Source organism: Diaphorobacter oryzae DSM 22780 (assembly GCF_059568935.1).
In genome coordinates this window covers 168,251-186,589 of the sequence record NZ_JCANUL010000003.1, presented here as the reverse complement: position 1 = coordinate 186,589, position 18,339 = coordinate 168,251, and the positions used below count along the sequence as shown (strand labels likewise).

18 protein-coding genes are annotated in these 18,339 nt (G+C 69.6%); 4 read left to right on the top strand and 14 right to left on the bottom strand.

The annotated features are described in order from the left end of the window. Positions 1-12: 12 nt before the first annotated feature. The 10 genes from BP68_RS06940 to rpsB all read right to left on the bottom strand — a co-directional run bounded on the left by BP68_RS06940 (position 13) and on the right by rpsB (position 10,351). Entirely contained in the window at positions 13-537 is a 525-nt protein-coding gene (locus tag BP68_RS06940) for an OmpH/Skp family outer membrane protein (protein WP_496370019.1), read from the bottom strand. Beyond that, positions 537-2,834, bottom strand: coding sequence for an outer membrane protein assembly factor BamA (gene bamA / locus BP68_RS06935; protein ID WP_496370017.1), 2,298 nt, complete (start codon positions 2,832-2,834; stop codon positions 537-539). The genes BP68_RS06940 and bamA overlap by 1 nt, the downstream gene beginning before the upstream one ends. A 45-nt stretch (positions 2,835-2,879) precedes the next feature. Further along, positions 2,880-4,244, bottom strand: coding sequence for an RIP metalloprotease RseP (gene rseP / locus BP68_RS06930; RefSeq protein WP_496370015.1), 1,365 nt, complete (start codon positions 4,242-4,244; stop codon positions 2,880-2,882). 135 nt (positions 4,245-4,379) lie between these two features. Further along, a complete protein-coding gene (gene ispC, locus BP68_RS06925; protein ID WP_496370013.1) occupies positions 4,380-5,552 on the bottom strand; it encodes a 1-deoxy-D-xylulose-5-phosphate reductoisomerase in 1,173 nt (390 codons plus the stop codon). Positions 5,553-5,555: 3 nt separating this feature from the next. Then, a complete protein-coding gene (locus BP68_RS06920) occupies positions 5,556-6,404 on the bottom strand; it encodes a phosphatidate cytidylyltransferase (RefSeq protein ID WP_496370011.1) in 849 nt (282 codons plus the stop codon). Between the two features lie 33 nt (positions 6,405-6,437). Beyond that, positions 6,438-7,172: a polyprenyl diphosphate synthase gene (uppS, locus tag BP68_RS06915; RefSeq protein WP_496370009.1), complete on the bottom strand. Its 735-nt coding sequence runs from the start codon at positions 7,170-7,172 to the stop codon at positions 6,438-6,440. Positions 7,173-7,200: 28 nt separating this feature from the next. Further along, positions 7,201-7,761, bottom strand: a complete 561-nt coding sequence (frr, locus tag BP68_RS06910; RefSeq protein ID WP_496370007.1) for a ribosome recycling factor — start codon at positions 7,759-7,761, stop codon at positions 7,201-7,203. Between the two features lie 51 nt (positions 7,762-7,812). Beyond that, positions 7,813-8,535 (bottom strand): UMP kinase, encoded by a 723-nt coding sequence (gene pyrH / locus BP68_RS06905; RefSeq protein WP_496370005.1) that lies wholly within the window; start codon positions 8,533-8,535, stop codon positions 7,813-7,815. 59 nt (positions 8,536-8,594) lie between these two features. Beyond that, on the bottom strand, positions 8,595-9,491 hold the full coding sequence (tsf, locus tag BP68_RS06900; protein ID WP_496370003.1) for a translation elongation factor Ts: 897 nt from the start codon (positions 9,489-9,491) through the stop codon (positions 8,595-8,597). Between the two features lie 107 nt (positions 9,492-9,598). Further along, a complete protein-coding gene (gene rpsB, locus BP68_RS06895; RefSeq protein ID WP_496370001.1) occupies positions 9,599-10,351 on the bottom strand; it encodes a 30S ribosomal protein S2 in 753 nt (250 codons plus the stop codon). A gap of 170 nt (positions 10,352-10,521) precedes the next feature. Here rpsB and BP68_RS06890 point away from each other — a divergent pair, with 170 nt between their 5' ends. From BP68_RS06890 to BP68_RS06875, 4 genes are all read left to right on the top strand, one after another. Continuing rightward, complete coding sequence (locus BP68_RS06890) at positions 10,522-11,892, top strand: amidase (protein WP_496369999.1); 1,371 nt, start codon at positions 10,522-10,524, stop codon at positions 11,890-11,892. 50 nt (positions 11,893-11,942) lie between these two features. Further along, positions 11,943-13,190, top strand: a complete 1,248-nt coding sequence (locus BP68_RS06885; protein WP_496369997.1) for an FAD-dependent oxidoreductase — start codon at positions 11,943-11,945, stop codon at positions 13,188-13,190. Positions 13,191-13,232: 42 nt separating this feature from the next. Continuing rightward, positions 13,233-14,783 (top strand): NAD(P)H-hydrate dehydratase, encoded by a 1,551-nt coding sequence (locus BP68_RS06880; protein WP_496369995.1) that lies wholly within the window; start codon positions 13,233-13,235, stop codon positions 14,781-14,783. Between the two features lie 195 nt (positions 14,784-14,978). Next, entirely contained in the window at positions 14,979-15,152 is a 174-nt protein-coding gene (locus tag BP68_RS06875; RefSeq protein WP_496369993.1) for a hypothetical protein, read from the top strand. Positions 15,153-15,225: 73 nt separating this feature from the next. Here the strand turns inward: BP68_RS06875 and BP68_RS06870 are convergent, their stop codons facing one another. The 4 genes from BP68_RS06870 to BP68_RS06855 all read right to left on the bottom strand — a co-directional run bounded on the left by BP68_RS06870 (position 15,226) and on the right by BP68_RS06855 (position 18,316). After that, positions 15,226-15,918, bottom strand: coding sequence for a hypothetical protein (locus BP68_RS06870; protein ID WP_496369991.1), 693 nt, complete (start codon positions 15,916-15,918; stop codon positions 15,226-15,228). Beyond that, the gene (locus BP68_RS06865) at positions 15,915-16,919 is read right to left on the bottom strand and encodes an MlaD family protein (RefSeq protein ID WP_496369989.1); all 1,005 of its coding nucleotides are present in this window, start codon (positions 16,917-16,919) and stop codon (positions 15,915-15,917) included. Before BP68_RS06865 ends, BP68_RS06870 begins: the two co-directional genes overlap by 4 nt. Positions 16,920-16,942: 23 nt before the next feature. Further along, complete coding sequence (locus BP68_RS06860; RefSeq protein WP_496369987.1) at positions 16,943-17,743, bottom strand: MlaE family ABC transporter permease; 801 nt, start codon at positions 17,741-17,743, stop codon at positions 16,943-16,945. A 114-nt stretch (positions 17,744-17,857) separates the two neighbouring features. Next, positions 17,858-18,316: a MerR family transcriptional regulator gene (locus BP68_RS06855; RefSeq protein ID WP_496369985.1), complete on the bottom strand. Its 459-nt coding sequence runs from the start codon at positions 18,314-18,316 to the stop codon at positions 17,858-17,860. Positions 18,317-18,339 lie beyond the last annotated feature (23 nt).

Genomic DNA, 18,339 nt, shown 5'->3' with positions numbered 1-18,339 from the left:
TGTACCGAGGCTTTACTTGCCACTGCCGCCGGCAGAATTCATGGCCTTGATCACCTTGTCGGTGATGTCGTGCTTGGGGTTGATGTAGACGGCTTCCTGCAGGATCACGTCGTACTTCTCGGCCTCGGCCACCTGCTTCACGACGCGGTTGGCGCGCTCGAGCACCTGGCCCAGTTCCTCGTTCTTGCGCGCGCTCAGGTCTTCCTGGAATTCGCGGCGCTTGCGCTGGAAGTCGCGGTCCTGATCGACGAGCTGGCGCTGGCGCGTGGTGCGCTGGCTCTCGGCCATCGTGGGCGCCTCGCGCTCGAACTTCTCGGTGGCGGACTTGAGGGCGTTGCCCATGTCCATCAGCTCTTTCTCCCGGCGGGAGAACTCCTGCTCCAGCTTGGTCTGCGCCGCCTTGGCGGTGTTGGCCTCGCGGAAGATGCGGTCGGTATTCACAAAGCCGGCCTTGAACTCCTGGGCCTGAGCAGGCACGGCAGCAGCCAGGGAGCCCAGCAGGAAAACCAGGGGAATATGGCGGGAAAGGGATTTCATTAGAAAGACGTTCCGATCTGGAATTGCAGTTTCTGGATTCTATCGCCGGCGAACTTGCGCACCGGTTGCGCATAGGCGATACGTAGCGGGCCCAGCGGGGAGATCCAGCTCAGGCCCAGGCCTGCGGAGGCGCGCAGCTCGCTCAGCTCCCATTTCTCATCTTCGCCATACACATTGCCCGCGTCCACGAAGGCGAACCAGCGCAGCGTGCGGTCGTTGCCGGCGCCGGGGAACGGCGCGATGAGCTCGGCATTCAGTGTGACCTTCTTGGGCCCGCCCAGCGACGCACCGGTCACGTCACGCGGCCCCAGCGTGCCCTGGTCGAAACCGCGCACCGATCCCAGGCCGCCCGAATAGAAATTCTTGAACACGGGGAACGGCCGGCCGTTCATGCCCTTGCCCAGACCCAGCTCGCCATTGAAGGCCAGGGTGTACTGCTTGCTCAGCGGGACGTAGTGCTGGTACTGGTAGTTGGCACGCACGTAACGCGCATCCCCGGCCACGGACCATTCCGAGTTCAGGCGCTGGTAGCGTCCCGAATTGGGTGCCAGCGCGCTGTCGCGGTCGTCGCGCGACCAGCCGACCGTGAGCGGTACGGACAGGCTGCTGCTGCCGAACCTCTGGGCGTAAGCCAGATAGGCCGCGGGAATGTTGGTGCCGGCCTTGATGCGGGTCTGCTCCACCCCGCCGCCGAAGAACACGGTGTCCGTCTCGCTGAACGGCACGCCGAAACGCACGCTGGTGCCGGCCGTGACCAGCTCGTAGTTGCCGCCCTGGTCCTCGTACGGCTTGGCGGTGCGGTAGTACAGGTCCAGCGTGCGGGAAATGCCGTCCTGCGTGAAATAGGGATCGGTGGTGGAGAAGACCAGCGTGCGACGGTACTTGCTGGTGTTCACGTCCACGCCCAGGTAGTTGCCGGAGCCGAAGACGTTTTCCTGCTTGATGGCGAACGACACCGAGATTTTCTCGGCGCTGGAGAAACCCGCCCCCAGCTGCAGCGAGCCCGTGGGCTTCTCGGCCACATGCACGACCAGGTCCACCTGGTCGGGTGCGCCCGGCACCTCCTGGGTTTCCACGTTGACCTCGGTGAAGTAGCCCAGGCGGTCCACCCGGTCGCGCGAGAGCTTGATCTTGTCGCCGTCGTACCAGGACGCCTCGTACTGGCGGAACTCGCGGCGGATGACTTCGTCGCGCGTGCGGTTGTTGCCGCTCACGTTGATGCGGCGCACATAGGCGCGGCGCGACGGCTCGGCGCGCAGCACCAGGGCCACGCGGTTGTTCTCGCGGTCGATCTCGGGCACGGCCTCGACGCGTGCGAAGGCGAAGCCGAAGTTGCCGAAATGGTCCGTGAAGGCCTTGGTGGTTTCCGCCACCTTGTCCGCGTTGTAGGGCTCGCCAGGGCGGATGGTGACCAGCGACTTGAACTCGTCGTCGCGCTCGAGGTAGTTGCCCTCCAGCTTCACGCCGGAGACCACGTAGCTCTGGCCCTCGGTCACGTTGACGGTGATCGAGATGTCCTGCTTGTCGGGCGAGATCGCCACCTGCGTGGAGTCAATGCGGAACTCCAGGTAGCCGCGCGCCAGATAGTACGAGCGCAGCGTCTCCAGGTCGGCATTGAGCTTGGCGCGCGAGTAGCGGTCGGACTTGGTGTACCAGCTCAGCCAGCCGCCCGTGTCCTGGTCGAACAGGCCCTTGAGCGTGGACTCACTGAAGGCCTTGTTGCCGACGACGCGGATTTCCTTGATCTTGGCGGGCTCGCCCTCGGTCACGGTGAAGGTGAGGTTGACGCGGTTGCGCTCGATCGGCGTGACCGTCGTCACCACCTCGGCGCCGTACAGGCTGCGGTTGATGTACTGGCGCTTGAGCTCCTGCTCGGCGCGATCGGCCAGCGCCTTGTCGAAGGGGCGACCCTCGGTCAGACCGACATCGCGCATGGCCTTCTTCAGCGTGTCCTTGTCGAACTCCTTGGTGCCGGCGAAGTCCACGTCGGCAATGGTCGGGCGCTCCTCGACCACCACCACCAGCACGTTGCCCGAGGCCTCCAGGCGCACGTCCTTGAACAGGCCCAGCGCGAACAGCGCGCGGATGGCCGCCGCGCCCTTCTCGTCGTTGTATTCATCGCCCACGCGCAGCGGCAGCGACGCGAAGATCGTGCCGGGCTCCACACGCTGCAGACCTTCCACACGGATGTCCTGCACCTTGAAAGGCGCCAGCGCCCACGCTGCGTTGGTGGCAAAGGCCATGGCCACGATGGCCGACGCTGTGCGCACGCCCAGGCGATTGATGTGTTTTCTCATGAGTGAAGCTGGAGCCGACATTGCTGCGCAACAGCGGCAAAAAGGTTAGCCAAAGAGCCGGGTGAGATCGTTGAACAGGGCGATGGACATCATGAGGAGGAGTACCACCACGCCACCGCGCTGCAGCCGTTCCATCCAGGCTTCGGAGACGCCCCGCCCCGTCACCCCCTCCCAAAGATAATACATCAGGTGCCCCCCGTCCAAGACCGGCAGCGGCAGCAGGTTCAGTACGCCCAGGCTGACGCTGATGAGGGCCAGGAACACCAGGTATTGGGTCAGCCCCATGCTGGCCGAGCGGCCCGCGTAATCGGCGATCGTCAGGGGCCCGCTGAGGTTCTTGAGGGACGCCTCGCCGATCACCATGCGGCCCATCATGCGCAGCGTCAGCACCGAGACCTCCCAGGTGCGCACTGCGCCCTTCCAGAGGCCTTCGACGGGACCATAGCGCACGTTCACCATCTCGGGCGGCTCGCCCACGTAGGCGCCGATGCGGCCCACGGGGCCGGCGGTCTCCCGCACCAGTTCGGGCGTCACGCTCACGTCACGCGCCTGCCCATCGCGCTCCACGCGCCAGACCTGCGTGAGCGGCTGGTCCCCCTGCACGGACGCGCGGATGAGCTCGCGCAGCTGCGATCCGTCCACCACCTCGGCGGCGCCCAGCCGCAGCACCAGGTCGCCCGCGCGCAGCCCCGCGCGCTCGGCCGCGCCGCCCGGCACCATCTCGCCCAGCACGGGGCGCGTCCACGGGCCGGCAATGCCGATCTTGCGAAACAGCTGCGCGTCGGCCTCGCTCACATCCATCTGGTCCAGGCGCAGCACCACCTCGCGCTGCCCCACGCCACGCACGGGCTGCACCACCAGGCGCACGTTCTCGGCATCCAGCGCACCGCGCGTGAGCGTCCAGCGCAGGTCTTCGAACGAGCGCACGGGCTCGCTGTCCTGCTCGCCGATGGCGGCGCTCAGCACCAGCTCGCCGCCCTGCAGGCCGGCCTGCTGGGCGATGGAGCCCGCGACGGGGCTGGCCACGTAGGCCTTGGGCTCCTCCACCCCGCTCCAATTGACCAGGGCGTACAGCAGCACGGCCAGCAGCAGGTTGGCCAGCGGGCCCGCGGCGACGATGGCGGCGCGGGAGCGCAGGGGCTGGGTGTTGAAGGCCAGGTGGCGCTCATCCGGTGCCACGGGCGCCTCGCGCTCGTCGAGCATGCGCACGTAGCCGCCCAGCGGGAAGGCGCCGATGACGAATTCCGTCGGCGAGCCCTTGGGCTGCCAGCGCAGCAGCGGCTTGCCAAAGCCCACCGAGAAGCGCAGCACCTTGACGCCGCAGGCCACGGCCACGCGGTAGTGGCCGTATTCGTGCACCGCGATCAGCAGGCCCAGTGCGACGATGAAGGCGACGACCGTGATCAGCATGCAAGGATTCCCTACAAAAATAAGAGCGCTTTGCGCTTGTCCATGAATGGTTTCAGCATCAAAACCTATTGAGTTGCTTCAGTAACAAGCGCTAGCAGCTCACTTTTTTGAAGCCACTTCTCTCGCCATTGTCTGTCAGAGGCGGGCCATCAGCTCCGCCGCGACCGCTCGCGTCTGCGCATCCAGCGCCAGCAGGGCTTCGAGCGAGTCCGGGTTGGACGGCACGACGGCCTCCAAAGTTGCAAGGTTGAGCGCGTGGATCTGGTCGAAGCGGATGCGCCGGTCCAGAAACGCCGCCACCGCCACCTCGTTGGCCGCATTCAGCACGGCCGTGGTGCCCGGCGCCGCGCGCAGCGCCTGCCACGACAGGTGCAGGCCGGGGAAGCGCACCGCGTCGGCCTCCTCGAAGGTCAGCGCGGCCAGCTGCGCGAAGTCGAGCGGCGCGGCGCCGCTTTCCACGCGCTCGGGCCAGGCCAGGCCGCAGGCGATGGGCACGCGCATGTCGGGCGTGCCCAGCTGGGCGATGATGGACGCGTCCACGAACTGCACCATGGAATGGATGATCTGCTGCGGGTGGATCACCACCTTGATCTGCTCGGGCGCCAGATCGAACAGCCAGCGCGCCTCGATCACCTCCAGCGCCTTGTTCATCATGGTGGCCGAGTCGATGGAGATCTTGCGGCCCATGGAGAAGTTGGGGTGGGCGCAGGCCTGTTCGGGCGTCACCTCGCGCAGCGTCGCCGGATCGCGTGTGCGAAACGGGCCGCCCGATGCGGTGAGCAGCACATGCTGCACGCGCCGCGGCCAGGTGGCCGGGTCCTCGGGCAGGCTCTGGAAGATGGCGGAATGCTCGCTGTCGATGGGCAGCAGCGTCGCCCCGCCCTCGCGCACGGCGGACATGAACACCTCGCCGCCCACCACCAGCGCCTCCTTGTTCGCCAACAGCAGGCGCTTGCCGGCACGCGCGGCGGCCAGGCAGGGCGCCAGGCCGGCGGCGCCCACGATGGCGCCCATGACGGCATCCACCTGCGCGTGAGACGCTATCGTTTCAAGAGCATCTTGCGTTTGCAGCACCTCGGTTGCAAGGCCGTTTTGCTTGATCTTCTCGGCCAGCAGGCGCGCGTGGGGCGCGCTGGCCATGACCGCGTAGCGCGGGCGGAACCGGGCGCACTGGGCCAGCATCAGGTCCACCTGCGTGGCCGCGCTCAGCGCGAAGATTTCGTAGCGATCGGGGTGGCGCGCCACCACGTCGAGGGTGTTGGTGCCGATGGATCCCGTGGAACCCAGGACCGTGAGACGTTGTTTCATGCGTCAGGCAAAGTGAGAAAGCATCATGGCCAGCGGCAGCGTGGGCAGCAGCGCGTCAATGCGGTCGAGCACGCCGCCGTGGCCGGGCAGCAGACCGCTGCTGTCCTTGACGCCGGCGCTGCGCTTGATGAGCGACTCCACCAGATCGCCCACCACGCTCATCGCGGCCATGAAGACCGCGCCCAGCAGCAGCAGCCACCAGCCCTGCTGGGCCAGGCGGGTATAGAGGCTGGGCACGCCGGCCTGCCAGGCGGCATCCGCCGCCGCCCAGGCCACGGCCAGGGCGATCACACCCAGCATGCCGCCCCACACACCCTCCCAGCTCTTGCCGGGGCTGATGGAGGGCGCCAGCTTGGTCCGGGTGAAGCGCAGGCCGAAGGCCCGGCCGGCGAAGTAGGCGAAGACGTCTGCCACCCAGACCAAGGTCAGCACGGACAGCAGGAAGTTGATGCCCGCCACGCGCGCCTGGGCCACGGCCAGCCAGGCCAGCCACAGTGCCAGCACGCCGCCCACGATGCGCAGGGCACGCGGCACGCGCGGCCAGCCCTCCACGCCCACGCGCAGCAGCCAGGTGCCGCCCAGGACCCAGGCCGCCCCGCCCAGCGCCCAGAGCCACGGAAGCGGGCTGTGCAGCCAGCCGCCGGCCCAGCTCACGCCGCACAGCGCCACGCACAGCGCGCCCAGGCCCACGCTGGCGCCGCCACCCAGCCCGTTCAGCCGGCCCCATTCCCAGGCCCCGGCCGCCATGAGCACGAGCGTGACCACGGCGAATGGGACAAAGGAGGGATAAAACAGCGCCGGCAGCAGGATGGCCAGCAGGACCAGGGCGGTGATGACACGTTGCTTGAGCATCAGGGCCCCTTGTGCGGTGTGGAAGGCGGTGATTCAGGCACGCCGCGAATCACACTGCGTCGCCTGGATCTGGTCGGAGGTGCGGCCGAAACGGCGCTCGCGCGCGGCGAAGTCGGCAATGGCCTCATCGAGTGCGGCCTCGTCGAAGTCGGGCCACAGGCGATCGCTGAAGAACAGCTCGGAATAGGCGGCCTGCCACAGCAGGAAGTTGCTGATGCGCGTCTCGCCACCGGTGCGGATCAGCAGGTCGGGGTCGGGTACATGGGCCATGCCCATGGCCGCATGCAGGCTGGCCTCGGTGATCGGCTCGCCACGCGCGGCCAGCGCGGCCGCCGCCTGGGTGATGTCCCAGCGGCCGCCGTAATTGAAGCAGACATTGAGCACCAGGCGGGTGTTGCCGACCGTTGCGGCCTCGGCCTGCGCCAGGCCTTCGCGCACCTTGTCGGACAGGCCGGCCTTTTCACCCACGAAGTGCAGGCGCACGCCGTCGCGCCCAAGCTGGGGCACCTCGCGCGTGAGCGCCTTGGCCAGCAGGTCCATGAGGCCCGAAACTTCGTCGGCCGGGCGGTTCCAGTTCTCCGAGGAGAACGCAAACACGGTCAGCACGCCCACGCCGCGCTCGACACAGGCGCGCACGCAGCGCCGCAGCGACTCCACGCCCTGGCGGTGCCCCGCCAGGCGCGGCAGAAAGCGGCGCGTGGCCCAGCGGCCATTGCCGTCCATGACGATGGCGATGTGGTGGGGAATGCCCCCCTGCGCGGTGCTCATGAATTCCGGACCGATCCGCAACGCCGGATCAGATCGCCATGATTTCCTGTTCCTTGGCCGCGGCCAAGGTGTCGATCTCAGCGATGTGCTTGTCGGTGGTCTTCTGGATGTCGGCCTCGGAGCGCTTCTGGTCGTCCTCGGACGCCAGCTTGTCCTTGACCAGCTTCTTGACGGCCTCGTTGGCGTCGCGGCGCAGGTTGCGCACGGCCACCTTGGCGCCCTCGCCCTCGGTGCGCACCAGCTTGGTCATCTCCTTGCGGCGCTCCTCGCTCATGGGAGGCATGGGCACGCGGATCAGGTCGCCCAGCGAGGCCGGATTCAGGCCCAGCTCGCTTTCGCGGATGGCCTTCTCGATCTTGGCGGCCATGCTCTTTTCCCAGGGCTGCACGCTGATGGTGCGCGAGTCCAGCAGGGCCACGTTGGCCACCTGCGACAGCGGCACCATGGAGCCGTAGTAGTCGACGTGGATGGTGTCCAGCAAGGCCGGGTTGGCGCGGCCCGTGCGGATCCTGGACAGGTTGTTCTTGAAGGCGGCGATGGACTGGTCCATCTTGGCTTCGGTGTTCTTCTTGATGTCGGCAATGGTCATGTGTTGTTCCTCTGCAAGCAGGCAGTCACCGCGTCGGGCGCAGCAAAGCCTTTAAGCGTACACCAACGTGCCTTCATCCTCACCCATGACCACGCGCTTGAGCGCGCCGTGCTTGACGATGGAGAACACGCGGATCGGCAGCTTCTGGTCGCGGCACAGGGCGAAGGCCGTCGCATCCAGAATGCCCAGGTTGCGGCTCATGGCCTCATCGAACGTGAGCTTGGCATAGCGCGTGGCCGTGGCATCCTTCATCGGATCGGCCGTGTACACGCCATCCACCTTGGTGGCCTTGAGCACCACCTCGGCACCGATCTCGGCGCCGCGCAGCGCAGCCGCCGTATCGGTGGTGAAGAAGGGGTTGCCCGTACCGGCGGCAAACACCACCACCTTGCCCTCTTCGAGGTACTGCAGCGCCTTGGGGCGCACATAGGGCTCAACCACCTGCTCGATGCCGATGGCGGACATCACGCGCGCCGTCAGCCCCTGCTTGTCCATGGCATCGGCCAGGGCCAGCGCATTCATGACGGTGGCCAGCATGCCCATGTAGTCGGCGGTGGCACGGTCCATGCCCACGGAGCCGCCGGCCACGCCGCGGAAGATGTTGCCCCCTCCGATCACCACAGCCACCTGCACCCCCAGGCGCGTGACCTCGGCGATCTCCTCGACCATGCGCACGATGGTGGCGCGGTTGATGCCGAACGCGTCGTCGCCCATGAGCGCCTCACCAGACAACTTGAGCAGGATGCGCTTGTGGGCTGGTGCGGCGAGGGTCATGGGCAATTCTCCGATGGCAAAAACGAGGGGGTGTGGGGGCGGTGCGGGAGCGCGGGCGATCAGGCGGCCGACTGGGCTGCCGCGACCTGGGCGGCAACTTCGGCGGCGAAGTCGTCTACCTTCTTCTCGATGCCCTCGCCCACCACGTACAGGGTAAAGCCCTTCACGGTGGTGTTGGCGGCCTTGAGCATCTGGGCCACGGTCTGCTTGCCGTCGGCGGCCTTCACGAACACCTGGTCGGCCAGTGAGACTTCCTTGAGGTACTTCTGCACCGAACCTTCCACCATCTTGGCGGCGATGTCGGCGGGCTTGCCGGATTCGGCGGCCTTGCCTTCGGCCACGGCACGCTCCTTGGCGATCAGGTCGGCGGGCACGTCGGCGCTGGTCAGGGCCACGGGCTTCATGGCGGCCACGTGCATGGCCACGTCCTTGGCGGCCACTGCGTCACCGTCGAACTCCACGACCACGCCGATGCGCGAACCGTGCAGGTAGGCAGCCAGGCTGGAGCCGTCGAAGCGCTTGAAGCGGCGGAAGGACATGTTTTCGCCGATCTTGCCGATCAGGCCCTTGCGCACGTCTTCCAGCGTGGGACCGAAACCGTCCTGCTCGTAAGCCAGCTGGCCCAGGGCAGCGAGGTCGGCGGGGTTGTTCTCGGCGATCAGCTTGGCGGCGGCATTGGCCATGGCGATGAAGCTGTCGTTCTTGGACACGAAGTCGGTCTCGCTGTTCACTTCGATCAGCGCGCCCACGTTGCCATTGATGAACGATGCCACCACGCCCTCGGCCGTCACACGGGAAGCGGCCTTGCCGGCCTTGGTGCCCAGCTTGACGCGCAGCAGCTCTTCGGCCTTGGCCATGTCGCCATCGGCCTCCGTCAGGGCCTTCTTGCATTCCATCATGGGGGCGTCGGTCTTGCCACGCAGTTCGGCGACCATGCTTGCGGTAATTGCAGCCATCGGTATTTCTCCAGTCTCAGTTCAGTTCGTTACAGGATCAGAAGCTAAAAAAAAGGGGGCTCACCAGGGGCCCCGCTTTCTTTGCGACAAGTCGCGCGGCCCGGTTATCAGGCTGCGTTCTCGTCCACTTCCACGAATTCGTCGGAGCCTTCGGCGGCAACGGCCTTGACCACATCGGTCACGGCGTTGGCACGGCCTTCGAGGATTGCGTCGGCGATGCCGCGGGCGTACAGCGCCACGGCCTTGGCCGAGTCGTCGTTACCGGGGATCACGTAGTCGATGCCCTCGGGCGAGTGGTTGGAGTCCACCACGCCGATCAGCGGAATGCCCAGCTTCTTGGCCTCGGCCACGGCGATCTTGTGGTAGCCCACGTCGATCACGAAGATGGCGTCGGGCAGCGCGTTCATTTCCTGGATGCCGCCGATGTCCTTCTCCAGCTTGTCCAGCTCGCGGGCGAACATGAGCTGTTCCTTCTTGCTCATGTTTTCCAGGCCGGCTTCCTGCTGTGCCTTCATGTCCTTCAGGCGCTTGATGGAGGTCTTGACGGTCTTGAAGTTGGTCAGCATGCCGCCCAGCCAGCGCTGGTCCACGTAGGGCACGCCGGCGCGCTGGGCCTGCTCGGCTACCAGCTCGCGGGCCTGGCGCTTGGTGCCCACCATCAGGATGGTGCCGCGGTTGGCGGCCAGCTGCTTGGCGAACTTCTGCGCCTCCTGGAACATCGGCAGCGACTTTTCCAGGTTGATGATATGAATCTTGTTGCGATGGCCGAAGATGAACGGGGCCATCTTGGGGTTCCAGAAGCGGGTTTGGTGACCGAAGTGGACACCGGCTTCCAGCATTTCGCGCATGGTGACGGACATGATGTTTCTCCAAAGGTTGGGTCTAAAATCCAGCCCCAATACTTGCGACCTGCAACATCTGTTTGGCAGGCCGCAACACCTTGAGAGGGCTGGTTTGCGATTAGTTTTGCCGCACACCAGCGCCACAAGGCGGCCAGCTCTCGGCAAAACCCAAGGATTCTAGCACACCCATGTTGGCCGACCTCGTCTCCACCCGCAGCCAGATAGCCACCGGACATGCCAGCCCGCACGAGGCGCTGGAGCGCTGCATCGCCGTCGCCGAAGGCCCCGCCTGCGCCCACGTGTTCCACCAGACCTGCTACCCCGAGGCCCGGGCGGCGGCGGCCATGCCGGGCGTGGAGCGCCTGCCGCTGGCCGGCCTGGCGGTGTCGGTCAAGGATCTGTTCGACATCCGAGGGCTCCCCACGGCCGCCAGCTCCGTCGTGCTGGCAGATACTCCCCCGGCGCCGGCCGACAGCACGGCCGTGGCGCGCCTGCGCCGTGCGGGCGCCGCCATCCTGGGCCACACCCACATGGTGGAATTCGCCTTCTCCGGCGTGGGCGTGAATCCGCATTTCGGCACCCCTGCCGCGTACGACGCGCGCTTCGGCGCGCTGCCCGGCCCGGCGCGGGTGTGCGGCGGCTCTTCCTCCGGCGCGGGCGTGTCGGTGGCCACGGGCGCGGCCTTCATCGGCCTGGGCTCGGACACCGGCGGCTCCATCCGCATCCCGGCGGCGCTCAATGGCGTCGTGGGCTTCAAGAACACGGCCCGTCTGGTGCCCCGCGACGGCACCGTGCCCCTGTCGAGCACGCTGGACACGGCCTGCGCGCTCACCCGCACGGTGCGCGACGCCATCGTGGCGCACGAGATCCTGGCCGCGCGGACGGTCACGCGCAGCCCTGCGCCGCTGTCGGCCTGGCGCCTGGCCGTGCCCTCCACGCTGTTCCTGGACGGGCTGGACAGCACCGTCGCCACCGCGTTTGAGCGCACCCTGGCCACGCTGCGCCGCGCCGGCGCGCACATCGCCGAGATCGCCCTGCCCGAGACCGCGCAACTGGCCGAGGTGAACGCCACCGGCGGCTTCTCGGCCGCCGAAAGCTATGCCTGGCACCGCACGCTGCTGGCACAGCGCGGCAGCGCCTACGACCCGCGCGTGAGAAGCCGCATCGAGCGCGGCGCCCAGATGCCGGCCGCCGACTACATCGACCTGCTGCACGCGCGCCAAGCCTGGATCGCGCGCATGGAGGCGGCCATGGCCGGCTTCGACGCCCTGCTCTCGCCCACCGTGCCCATCACCCCGCCGCCCCTGGCCTCGGTGGCACCGGCCACGGGGCAGGACCCCGCCCAGGACGCCCTGCGCGACGCGGAGTTCTTCCGCGTCAACGGCTTGCTGCTGCGCAACACCAGCGTGGTCAACATGCTGGACGGCTGCGCGCTCTCGCTGCCCTGCCACCAGGCGGGCGAGCTGCCCGTGGGCCTGATGGTCTGGCAGGGCGCGCTGCGCGACGATGCGGTGCTGAACATAGGCCTGCTCATTGAGCGGGCACTACAAAAACAATAGCTATCAGCGCTTATCATATAAGCGCTAGAGGCCAATTTCGTCTAAATTTCATGCAGATCGCTATCGTGGGCGCCGGCATCGTCGGCGCGGCCACAGCCTATGAGCTGGCCGCCGACGGCCACGCCGTCACCGTTTTCGAGCAGCGCGGCGCCGCCGCGGAAGAGGCCAGCTTCGGCAACTCCGGCCTGCTGGCCCCCGCTGTGCTGGTGCCCTGGGCGGCGCCCGGCATCGGCGGGCCGCTGCGCCGCCAGCTGTGGGGCAGCGAGACCACGCTGCGCCTGGTGCGCGGCGCCGGCAGCGCGGGGCTGGGCTGGCTGTGGCGCTGGTCCCAGGCCGCGCACCGGCCCGAAGCGCCGGCCCTGCTCGCCGCCCTGGAGCGCCTGGGGCACTACAGCCTGGAGCGCACGCGCGAGCTGACCCGTTTGTTCGACGTGGACATCGAGGCCAGCCGCGGTACCCTGGTGCTGCTGCGCAAACCCGAGGACGTGCAGCGCGTGCAGCCGGCGCTGCAGGTGCTGCGCGACGCCGGCATGGCCGTGCGCGACGTGGACGCCGACACCGCCCGCCTGATCGAGCCCGGCCTGTCCACCGACGCCCCGCTGGCTGGCGCCCTGCACATCCCCGACGGCGAGGCCGGCAACTGCCGCCTGTTCGCCCAGTTCCTGCGCCAGGCGGCCCAGGAGCGGGGCGCGCAGTTCCTGTTCGGCGCCCCCGTGCGTTCGCTGACCACCGCCCCCGCGGGCGTGCATGTCGCAGGCGAGGACGCGCCCCGGCGCTTCGATGCCGTGGTGCTCTGCACCGGCCTGGCCAGCGCCGCCCTGCTGCGGCCGCTGGGCAAGCCACTGCCGATGGCGGCCGTGCACGGATACTCCATCAGCGCGCCGCTGCGCGAGGACACGCATGCCCCGCAGGGTGCCGTGATCGACCCACAGCACCGCATCACCATCACCCGCCAGGGCCAGCGCGTGCGCGTGTCCGGCGGCGCCGAGATCGGCCATGGCAACGGCGCCCACCACGAGCCCACGCTGCAGACGCTGTACCTGGCACTGTCGGGCTGGTTCCCGGGCGGTGCGCTCACCTCGTCGCCGCAGGTGCAGGTCTGGCGCGGCGCGCGGCCCACGCTGCCCGACGGTGCCCCGGTGATTGGCGCCAGCGGCCTGCCCGGCCTGTGGATCAACGCCGGCCACGGCGCCTGCGGCTGGGGCCAGGCCTGCGGCAGCGCGCGCGCCCTGGCCGACCTGATGGCCCAGCGCGGGCCCGCGATCGACCTGCAGCCCTTTGCGCTGCAGCGCTTCTGAAAGCCTGACCGTTCAACGGCGCATAGCGCCACAATGCCGGGCATGCAGCGCATCTCGCCCCACCTGCCCGGCACGCAGCCCCACGCCCTGTTCGACACCGCGGCCACGCGCCGCATCGAGGCCGCTGCCGCCGCGACACTGCCGCCGCACACGCTGATGCAGCGCGCCGGGCATGCCACCGCCCGCCTGGCGCTGGCGCTGGCGCCCCATGCGCGCACGATCTGGATCGCCTGCGGCGGCGGCAACAACGGCGGCGACGGGCTGGAGGCCGCCGCGCTGCTGCACCGCGCCGGCCACCCCGTGGTCGTCACCTGGCTGGGAACGCCCGCCACCGCGCCGGCCGACGCGCAGCGCTCCTGGCAGCGCGCGCACGATGCGGGCGTGCTCTTCGCCGACGCCCCGCCCCCCCTGGGCCCACAGGACCTGTGCGTGGACGCCCTGCTGGGCATCGGCCTGGCCGCCGCGCCGCGCGCTGCACGCCCGCCGCGCCCCCCGGACGAGCGGCTGACGCACTGGCTGGCCCATATGCACGCCAGCGCCGCGCCGACGCTTTGCGTGGACCTGCCCTCGGGCCTGCTGGCCGACACCGGCCAGTTCGCGCCGGGGCTCGCGCCCGCCGCAGCCACGCCCCCCGCGGCGGCCCGCCACACGCTGAGCCTGCTCACGCTCAAGCCCGGCCTGTTCACCGCCTATGGGCGCGACGCGGCCGGCACCGTCTGGCTGGACGATCTGGGCGAGGCACGGCCCGCCGACGCGCCCAGCGCCTGGCTGGCCGGCCCACCCGCCGCGCTGGCACGCGCCCATGCCAGCCACAAGGGCAGCTTTGGCGATGTGGCCATTGTCGGTGGCGAAGGCCTGCAGGCACGCGGCATGGGCATGACCGGCGCGGCCCTGCTGGCCGCCAGCGCGGCCCTGCACGGCGGCGCCGGGCGGGTCCTGGTGGCGCTGCTGGATGGCGGCACCCTCACCTCCACCGCGCAGCAGCCCGAGCTGATGCTGCGCCGCTTCGATGCGCTGGCGCTGGACCAGTCCACCGTGGTCTGCGGCTGCGGCGGCGGAGCGGCCGTGGCGGCCGTGCTGCCGCAGGTGCTGCAACAGGCGCCGCGCCTGGTGCTCGACGCCGACGCGCTCAACGCCGTGGCCGCCGACCCCGCCCTGCAGCGCCTGCTGCACGCGCGCGGCCTGCAGTCCGACCGCGCCACCGTGCTCACGCCGCACCCGCTGGAGGCCGCGCGCCTGCTGGCACGCACCACCGCCGGCGTGCAGGCCGACCGCCTCGCCGCCGCTCAGGCGCTGGCCGACCGCTACGGCTGCACCGTGCTGCTCAAGGGATCGGGCAGCGTGATCGCGGCACCGGGGCGTACCCCGCTCATCAACCCCACGGGCAACGCGCGCCTGGCCACGGGCGGCACGGGCGACGTGCTGGCCGGGCTGGTGGGCGCGCGGCTGGCCGCCGCTGCCGGCCCCCATGCCGACGCGGCCTTCGACGCCGCGGCCCATGCCTGCTGGCAGCATGGCGCGGCGGCCGATGCCTGGCCCCAGGGCCGCACGCTGACGGCGTCGGCACTCGCCGCTGCCCTGCCGCACGGCTGACCGTCCCCGGTACGGCCCACGGCGCTTGGCCGCCCATTGCATCCAGCGGTAAATCTGGTTGCAAGCATCGACAACCAGGCCCTTGTCCGCCTTGTCTGACAGACGGCGCGGGGGGCCGGCGCTTTAATCACGCCATACCCACCACCGTGCTTGCGCCCGTTTGTCCGCCCTTTCTTCGCACCTGAGGTCACTGCCATGAAACGCCATCTCCGCCCCGGATCGCGCGCCTTCGCAGCCTTCGTGGTCACCGTGCTGCTGGCCCTCGCGGCCAGCGTCCTGACGCTGGTGCCGCACCAGACCACACAGGTGGCCGACTCGCAGGTGCACCACCGCTGGGATCAGTTGGTGCCCGCGGGCGTCTTCGACTGACGGCGGCCCGGCATACGCGCCGCAACCCCCTCCCGACCGCCCGTCCAGGGCGGTTGCTTTTTTGGGGCGCGGCTCAGCGCGCCTGCAGCGGCGCGCCTTCGCTTTCGACGAGGGCCATGCGCCTGCGCAGCGCGGCCTCCAGCGGCGCGTCGCCCGCCTCTGCCGCACGCTGCGCGCGCACCAGCAGCCAGGCCAGCAACGGGCGGCGCCAGCCCTGGGCCGACGCGGTGTCGGTGGCCAGCACCAGGGTGGCGGGCGTGGCGCGACCGGCCTGGAGCGCGGCCCCGGCCGCCACCAGCCGCGCCAGCGGGTCGGCAATGCCGGCAATGGCGCCGGGGTCGGCCGCCGCGGTGCGCTGCGCCTCGGGCAGCAGCGCGGCCTGCGCCGGCGTGGCGCGGCCGGCCAGGTAGTCGGCGTAGGCCTGTTCGGGCGGCGCGGCATCGGCGCGCAACGGCTCGAAGGCCGTGCAGGGCCCGGCCTCCAGGCTGGCCACCTGGGCGGCGCAGCGCATCAGCTCCACGCGCGCCAGCAGCTCGGGGCGGCCGGTGCGCGCCACCTCGGCGCGGGCGCGGGTCCATTCCTGCCGGGCCACGCGGGCGTTGCCGGACAGGTAGGCCTCGGCGGCCTTCGCGGCCGCGCCATGGGCGTTCATCTGCCAGTCGGGCACGGGAGGCTGGCTGCCGCAGGCCGCCAGCAGCGCGGCCAGGGCCGGCGCCAGGCACCATGGTCGAAGGAGTGCGGCGCGGCGCAACAGCGTGGGGGTCATGGCAGTTTCAGCTCCGTGTCGCGGGCAAAGGGCCATTTGCGGTTGATCTCGTTGACCAGGCTTTCCACCTTGCGCAGGCTGCTCTCGACCTCGGCGCGCAGCGCGCCCAGGTCGGTCGTGGCCTCGCGCGCGTTGGCGCCCACGGCCTGGGCCTCGGCCAGCACGGCGTCCACCTGGGTCAGGCTCTGGCGCGCGTCGGCCAGCAGGCCTCCCAGCTGCACCACCGCGGCGCGCACCTCGGGCACCAAGCCGGGATCGCCCGCGGCGCCGAACACCTGCTTGTCGGCCTTGGCCGCCATACCGTCGATGCGCGCCAGCAACTGGTTGGTGCGCTCCAGCGTGGTCAGGATCTTCTTCGCGTCCGCCTCGTTGCCCATGAGCACGCCCAGGGCGCCGCCCGGCGCATTGAGCCGCTCGGTGAGCGTGCGCACGTTTGCCATGGCTCCGCCCAGGGCCGAATCCTGCGCCGTCATGGCGTTGAGGTTGTCCAGCAGCTGCCGCACCGACGACATGAGCTGGGGAATCTCCGCCGTGGCGTCGCCGCGCAGCACGGGGCGCTCGGCGCCGTCGTCCAGGGGCGGGTCGGTCAGGATGCCGCTGTAGGCCTTGATGGCGGTGCCGCCGACCAGGCCCCGGACCAGCGTGAACACGCTGGAGCTGCGCAGCCAGTGCGCGTCGCGGCGGGCCACGTCGACGAGGATGCGCACGCTGCCGCTCTCGGCCAGCTCGATGCGCCGCACGCGGCCGATGGGAAAGCCCGAGAAGGTCATGTCCATGCCCACCACCACGCCCTCGGAATCGTCGGCCGTGAGCACCAGGCGCTGCGTGGGCTCGAACGCGCCGCGCGCATACAGCAGGTACAGCCCCGCGCCCACGATGAGCACCAGGGTGAACAGCAGCAGCGCCACGGCCTTGCGCTCCAGGTGGGCCACGGGGCGCAGCAGTTCCGCCGCCGGCGGCTGCGGTGGCGGGGGGGGCGGTGCGTGATGGGGATCGGTCATCTCGGTTGCGGCTGGGGAGAGAGTCAGTAGTAGTTGCCCATGAGCGACACCACCTCGATGAGCAGCAGCACGGCGAACATGCGCGCCAAGCCGCCCAGCTCGGAGTCGGGCTGGCGCGCGTCGCCGCTGCCATAAAGCCCCGAGGCCATGGGAATGAGCGCCACGGTCAGGCTGAAGAGCACCGTCTTGAACGCGAACACCATCGTGATCTGCGGCGCGAACACATGGCCGAACATGCGCGTGTAGCCCGGCAGGCCGGCGGTGTTCAGGCCATACACACCCAGGTAGGCCATGACCAGCGCCACCACGCACGACAGCGCCGCCAGCGTGATGCTGGCGTACACGCCGGCCACCACGCGCGGCAGCAGCTCCATGCGCACGGGGTCGGCGCCGTGCCGGCGCAGGGCATCGAGGTGGCCCGACAGCCGCATCTGCGCCAGCTGCGCGCCGCTGGGAATGGTGGTGCGCATGGCCACGAACAGCGCCGCGGTGAGCGGTATCAGCTCCAGCACCAGCACGCGGATCACCATCTCCAGCGCATAGCGCGACAGGCCGTAGCTGAGCGCCGTGACGACCATGATGCGCGTGATGACCAGGCTGATGAGAGCCGCCAGCACCGTGAAGCCCAGCAGGATGGGCGCCGTGTCCTGGTACATCTGGCGCGCCAGGCGCCAGCGCGTGCCGCGGCCGTAGCTGGAGGGCGAGAGCATCAGCACCAGCACCACCGCGCCCAGGTAAATGATGCGCCACCAGGCCACGGCCCAGCGCCGGGCCAGAACCCAGAGGCGCCGGGGCAGGATGTCGGGGTGAAGGCTGCCGATCATGCGGCCATCATAGAGGAACGCCGCCGGTTTCAGGCAACAAATAGCCACCTACCGCCCACGGAATAAGCGCAGACAGCTATCAAATACATAGTAAACGTCGAGCGGTGGCGCGCATCACACATGGCGCCGCGCCAGGGGTGCCGGGGGCGGAACGGGCTCGGCGTCGGCGCGTTCGTGCAGCGCCTCGATCACATGGCACTGCCCGCCCGTGCCGTCGCAGCGCCCGCGCAGCGACAGCAGCTCGCGCTCCAGCGTGGCCAGCTCGGCCAGGCGCGTGCGCACATGCTCCAGGTGCTCGTCCAGCGTGGCGCAGGCAGCGTGGTCGGCCGTGGCGCCGTTCACGTCCAGGGCCAGCAGCGTGCGCACCTCCTGCAGCGACATGTCCATGGCCCGGCACAGCCGCACGAAGCGCAGGCGGTGCACCTCGTCGTCGCTGTAGAGGCGGTAGCTGTTGCCGGCGCGCGTCTGGGCGGGCAGCAGGCTCTCCTTCTCGTAGTAGCGGATGTTGGCGGGCGGCACGCCCGAGAGCCGGGCGGCATCTCCGATGCGGTGGCGGGGGCTTTGCGTCAGCATGGCTTGACCTTCGAGTGACTTCA

Bases quoted from the DNA above. Each gene is read 5' to 3' on its own strand.
- BP68_RS06860 (WP_496369987.1), bottom strand. From the start codon at position 17,743: ATGATCGGCAGCCTTCACCCCGACATCCTGCCCCGGCGCCTCTGGGTT.
- BP68_RS06880 (WP_496369995.1), top strand. From the start codon at position 13,233: ATGCAGCGCATCTCGCCCCACCTGCCCGGCACGCAGCCCCACGCCCTG.
- BP68_RS06865 (WP_496369989.1), bottom strand. From the start codon at position 16,919: ATGACCGATCCCCATCACGCACCGCCCCCCCCGCCACCGCAGCCGCCG.
- BP68_RS06855 (WP_496369985.1), bottom strand. From the start codon at position 18,316: ATGCTGACGCAAAGCCCCCGCCACCGCATCGGAGATGCCGCCCGGCTC.
- BP68_RS06870 (WP_496369991.1), bottom strand. From the start codon at position 15,918: ATGACCCCCACGCTGTTGCGCCGCGCCGCACTCCTTCGACCATGGTGC.
- ispC (WP_496370013.1), bottom strand. From the start codon at position 5,552: ATGAAACAACGTCTCACGGTCCTGGGTTCCACGGGATCCATCGGCACC.
- rseP (WP_496370015.1), bottom strand. From the start codon at position 4,244: ATGCTGATCACGGTCGTCGCCTTCATCGTCGCACTGGGCCTGCTGATC.
- BP68_RS06875 (WP_496369993.1), top strand. From the start codon at position 14,979: ATGAAACGCCATCTCCGCCCCGGATCGCGCGCCTTCGCAGCCTTCGTG.
- rpsB (WP_496370001.1), bottom strand. From the start codon at position 10,351: ATGTCCGTCACCATGCGCGAAATGCTGGAAGCCGGTGTCCACTTCGGT.
- bamA (WP_496370017.1), bottom strand. From the start codon at position 2,834: ATGAGAAAACACATCAATCGCCTGGGCGTGCGCACAGCGTCGGCCATC.
- frr (WP_496370007.1), bottom strand. From the start codon at position 7,761: ATGACCATTGCCGACATCAAGAAGAACACCGAAGCCAAGATGGACCAG.
- BP68_RS06940 (WP_496370019.1), bottom strand. From the start codon at position 537: ATGAAATCCCTTTCCCGCCATATTCCCCTGGTTTTCCTGCTGGGCTCC.
- pyrH (WP_496370005.1), bottom strand. From the start codon at position 8,535: ATGACCCTCGCCGCACCAGCCCACAAGCGCATCCTGCTCAAGTTGTCT.
- BP68_RS06885 (WP_496369997.1), top strand. From the start codon at position 11,943: ATGCAGATCGCTATCGTGGGCGCCGGCATCGTCGGCGCGGCCACAGCC.
- uppS (WP_496370009.1), bottom strand. From the start codon at position 7,172: ATGAGCACCGCGCAGGGGGGCATTCCCCACCACATCGCCATCGTCATG.
- BP68_RS06890 (WP_496369999.1), top strand. From the start codon at position 10,522: ATGTTGGCCGACCTCGTCTCCACCCGCAGCCAGATAGCCACCGGACAT.
- tsf (WP_496370003.1), bottom strand. From the start codon at position 9,491: ATGGCTGCAATTACCGCAAGCATGGTCGCCGAACTGCGTGGCAAGACC.
- BP68_RS06920 (WP_496370011.1), bottom strand. From the start codon at position 6,404: ATGCTCAAGCAACGTGTCATCACCGCCCTGGTCCTGCTGGCCATCCTG.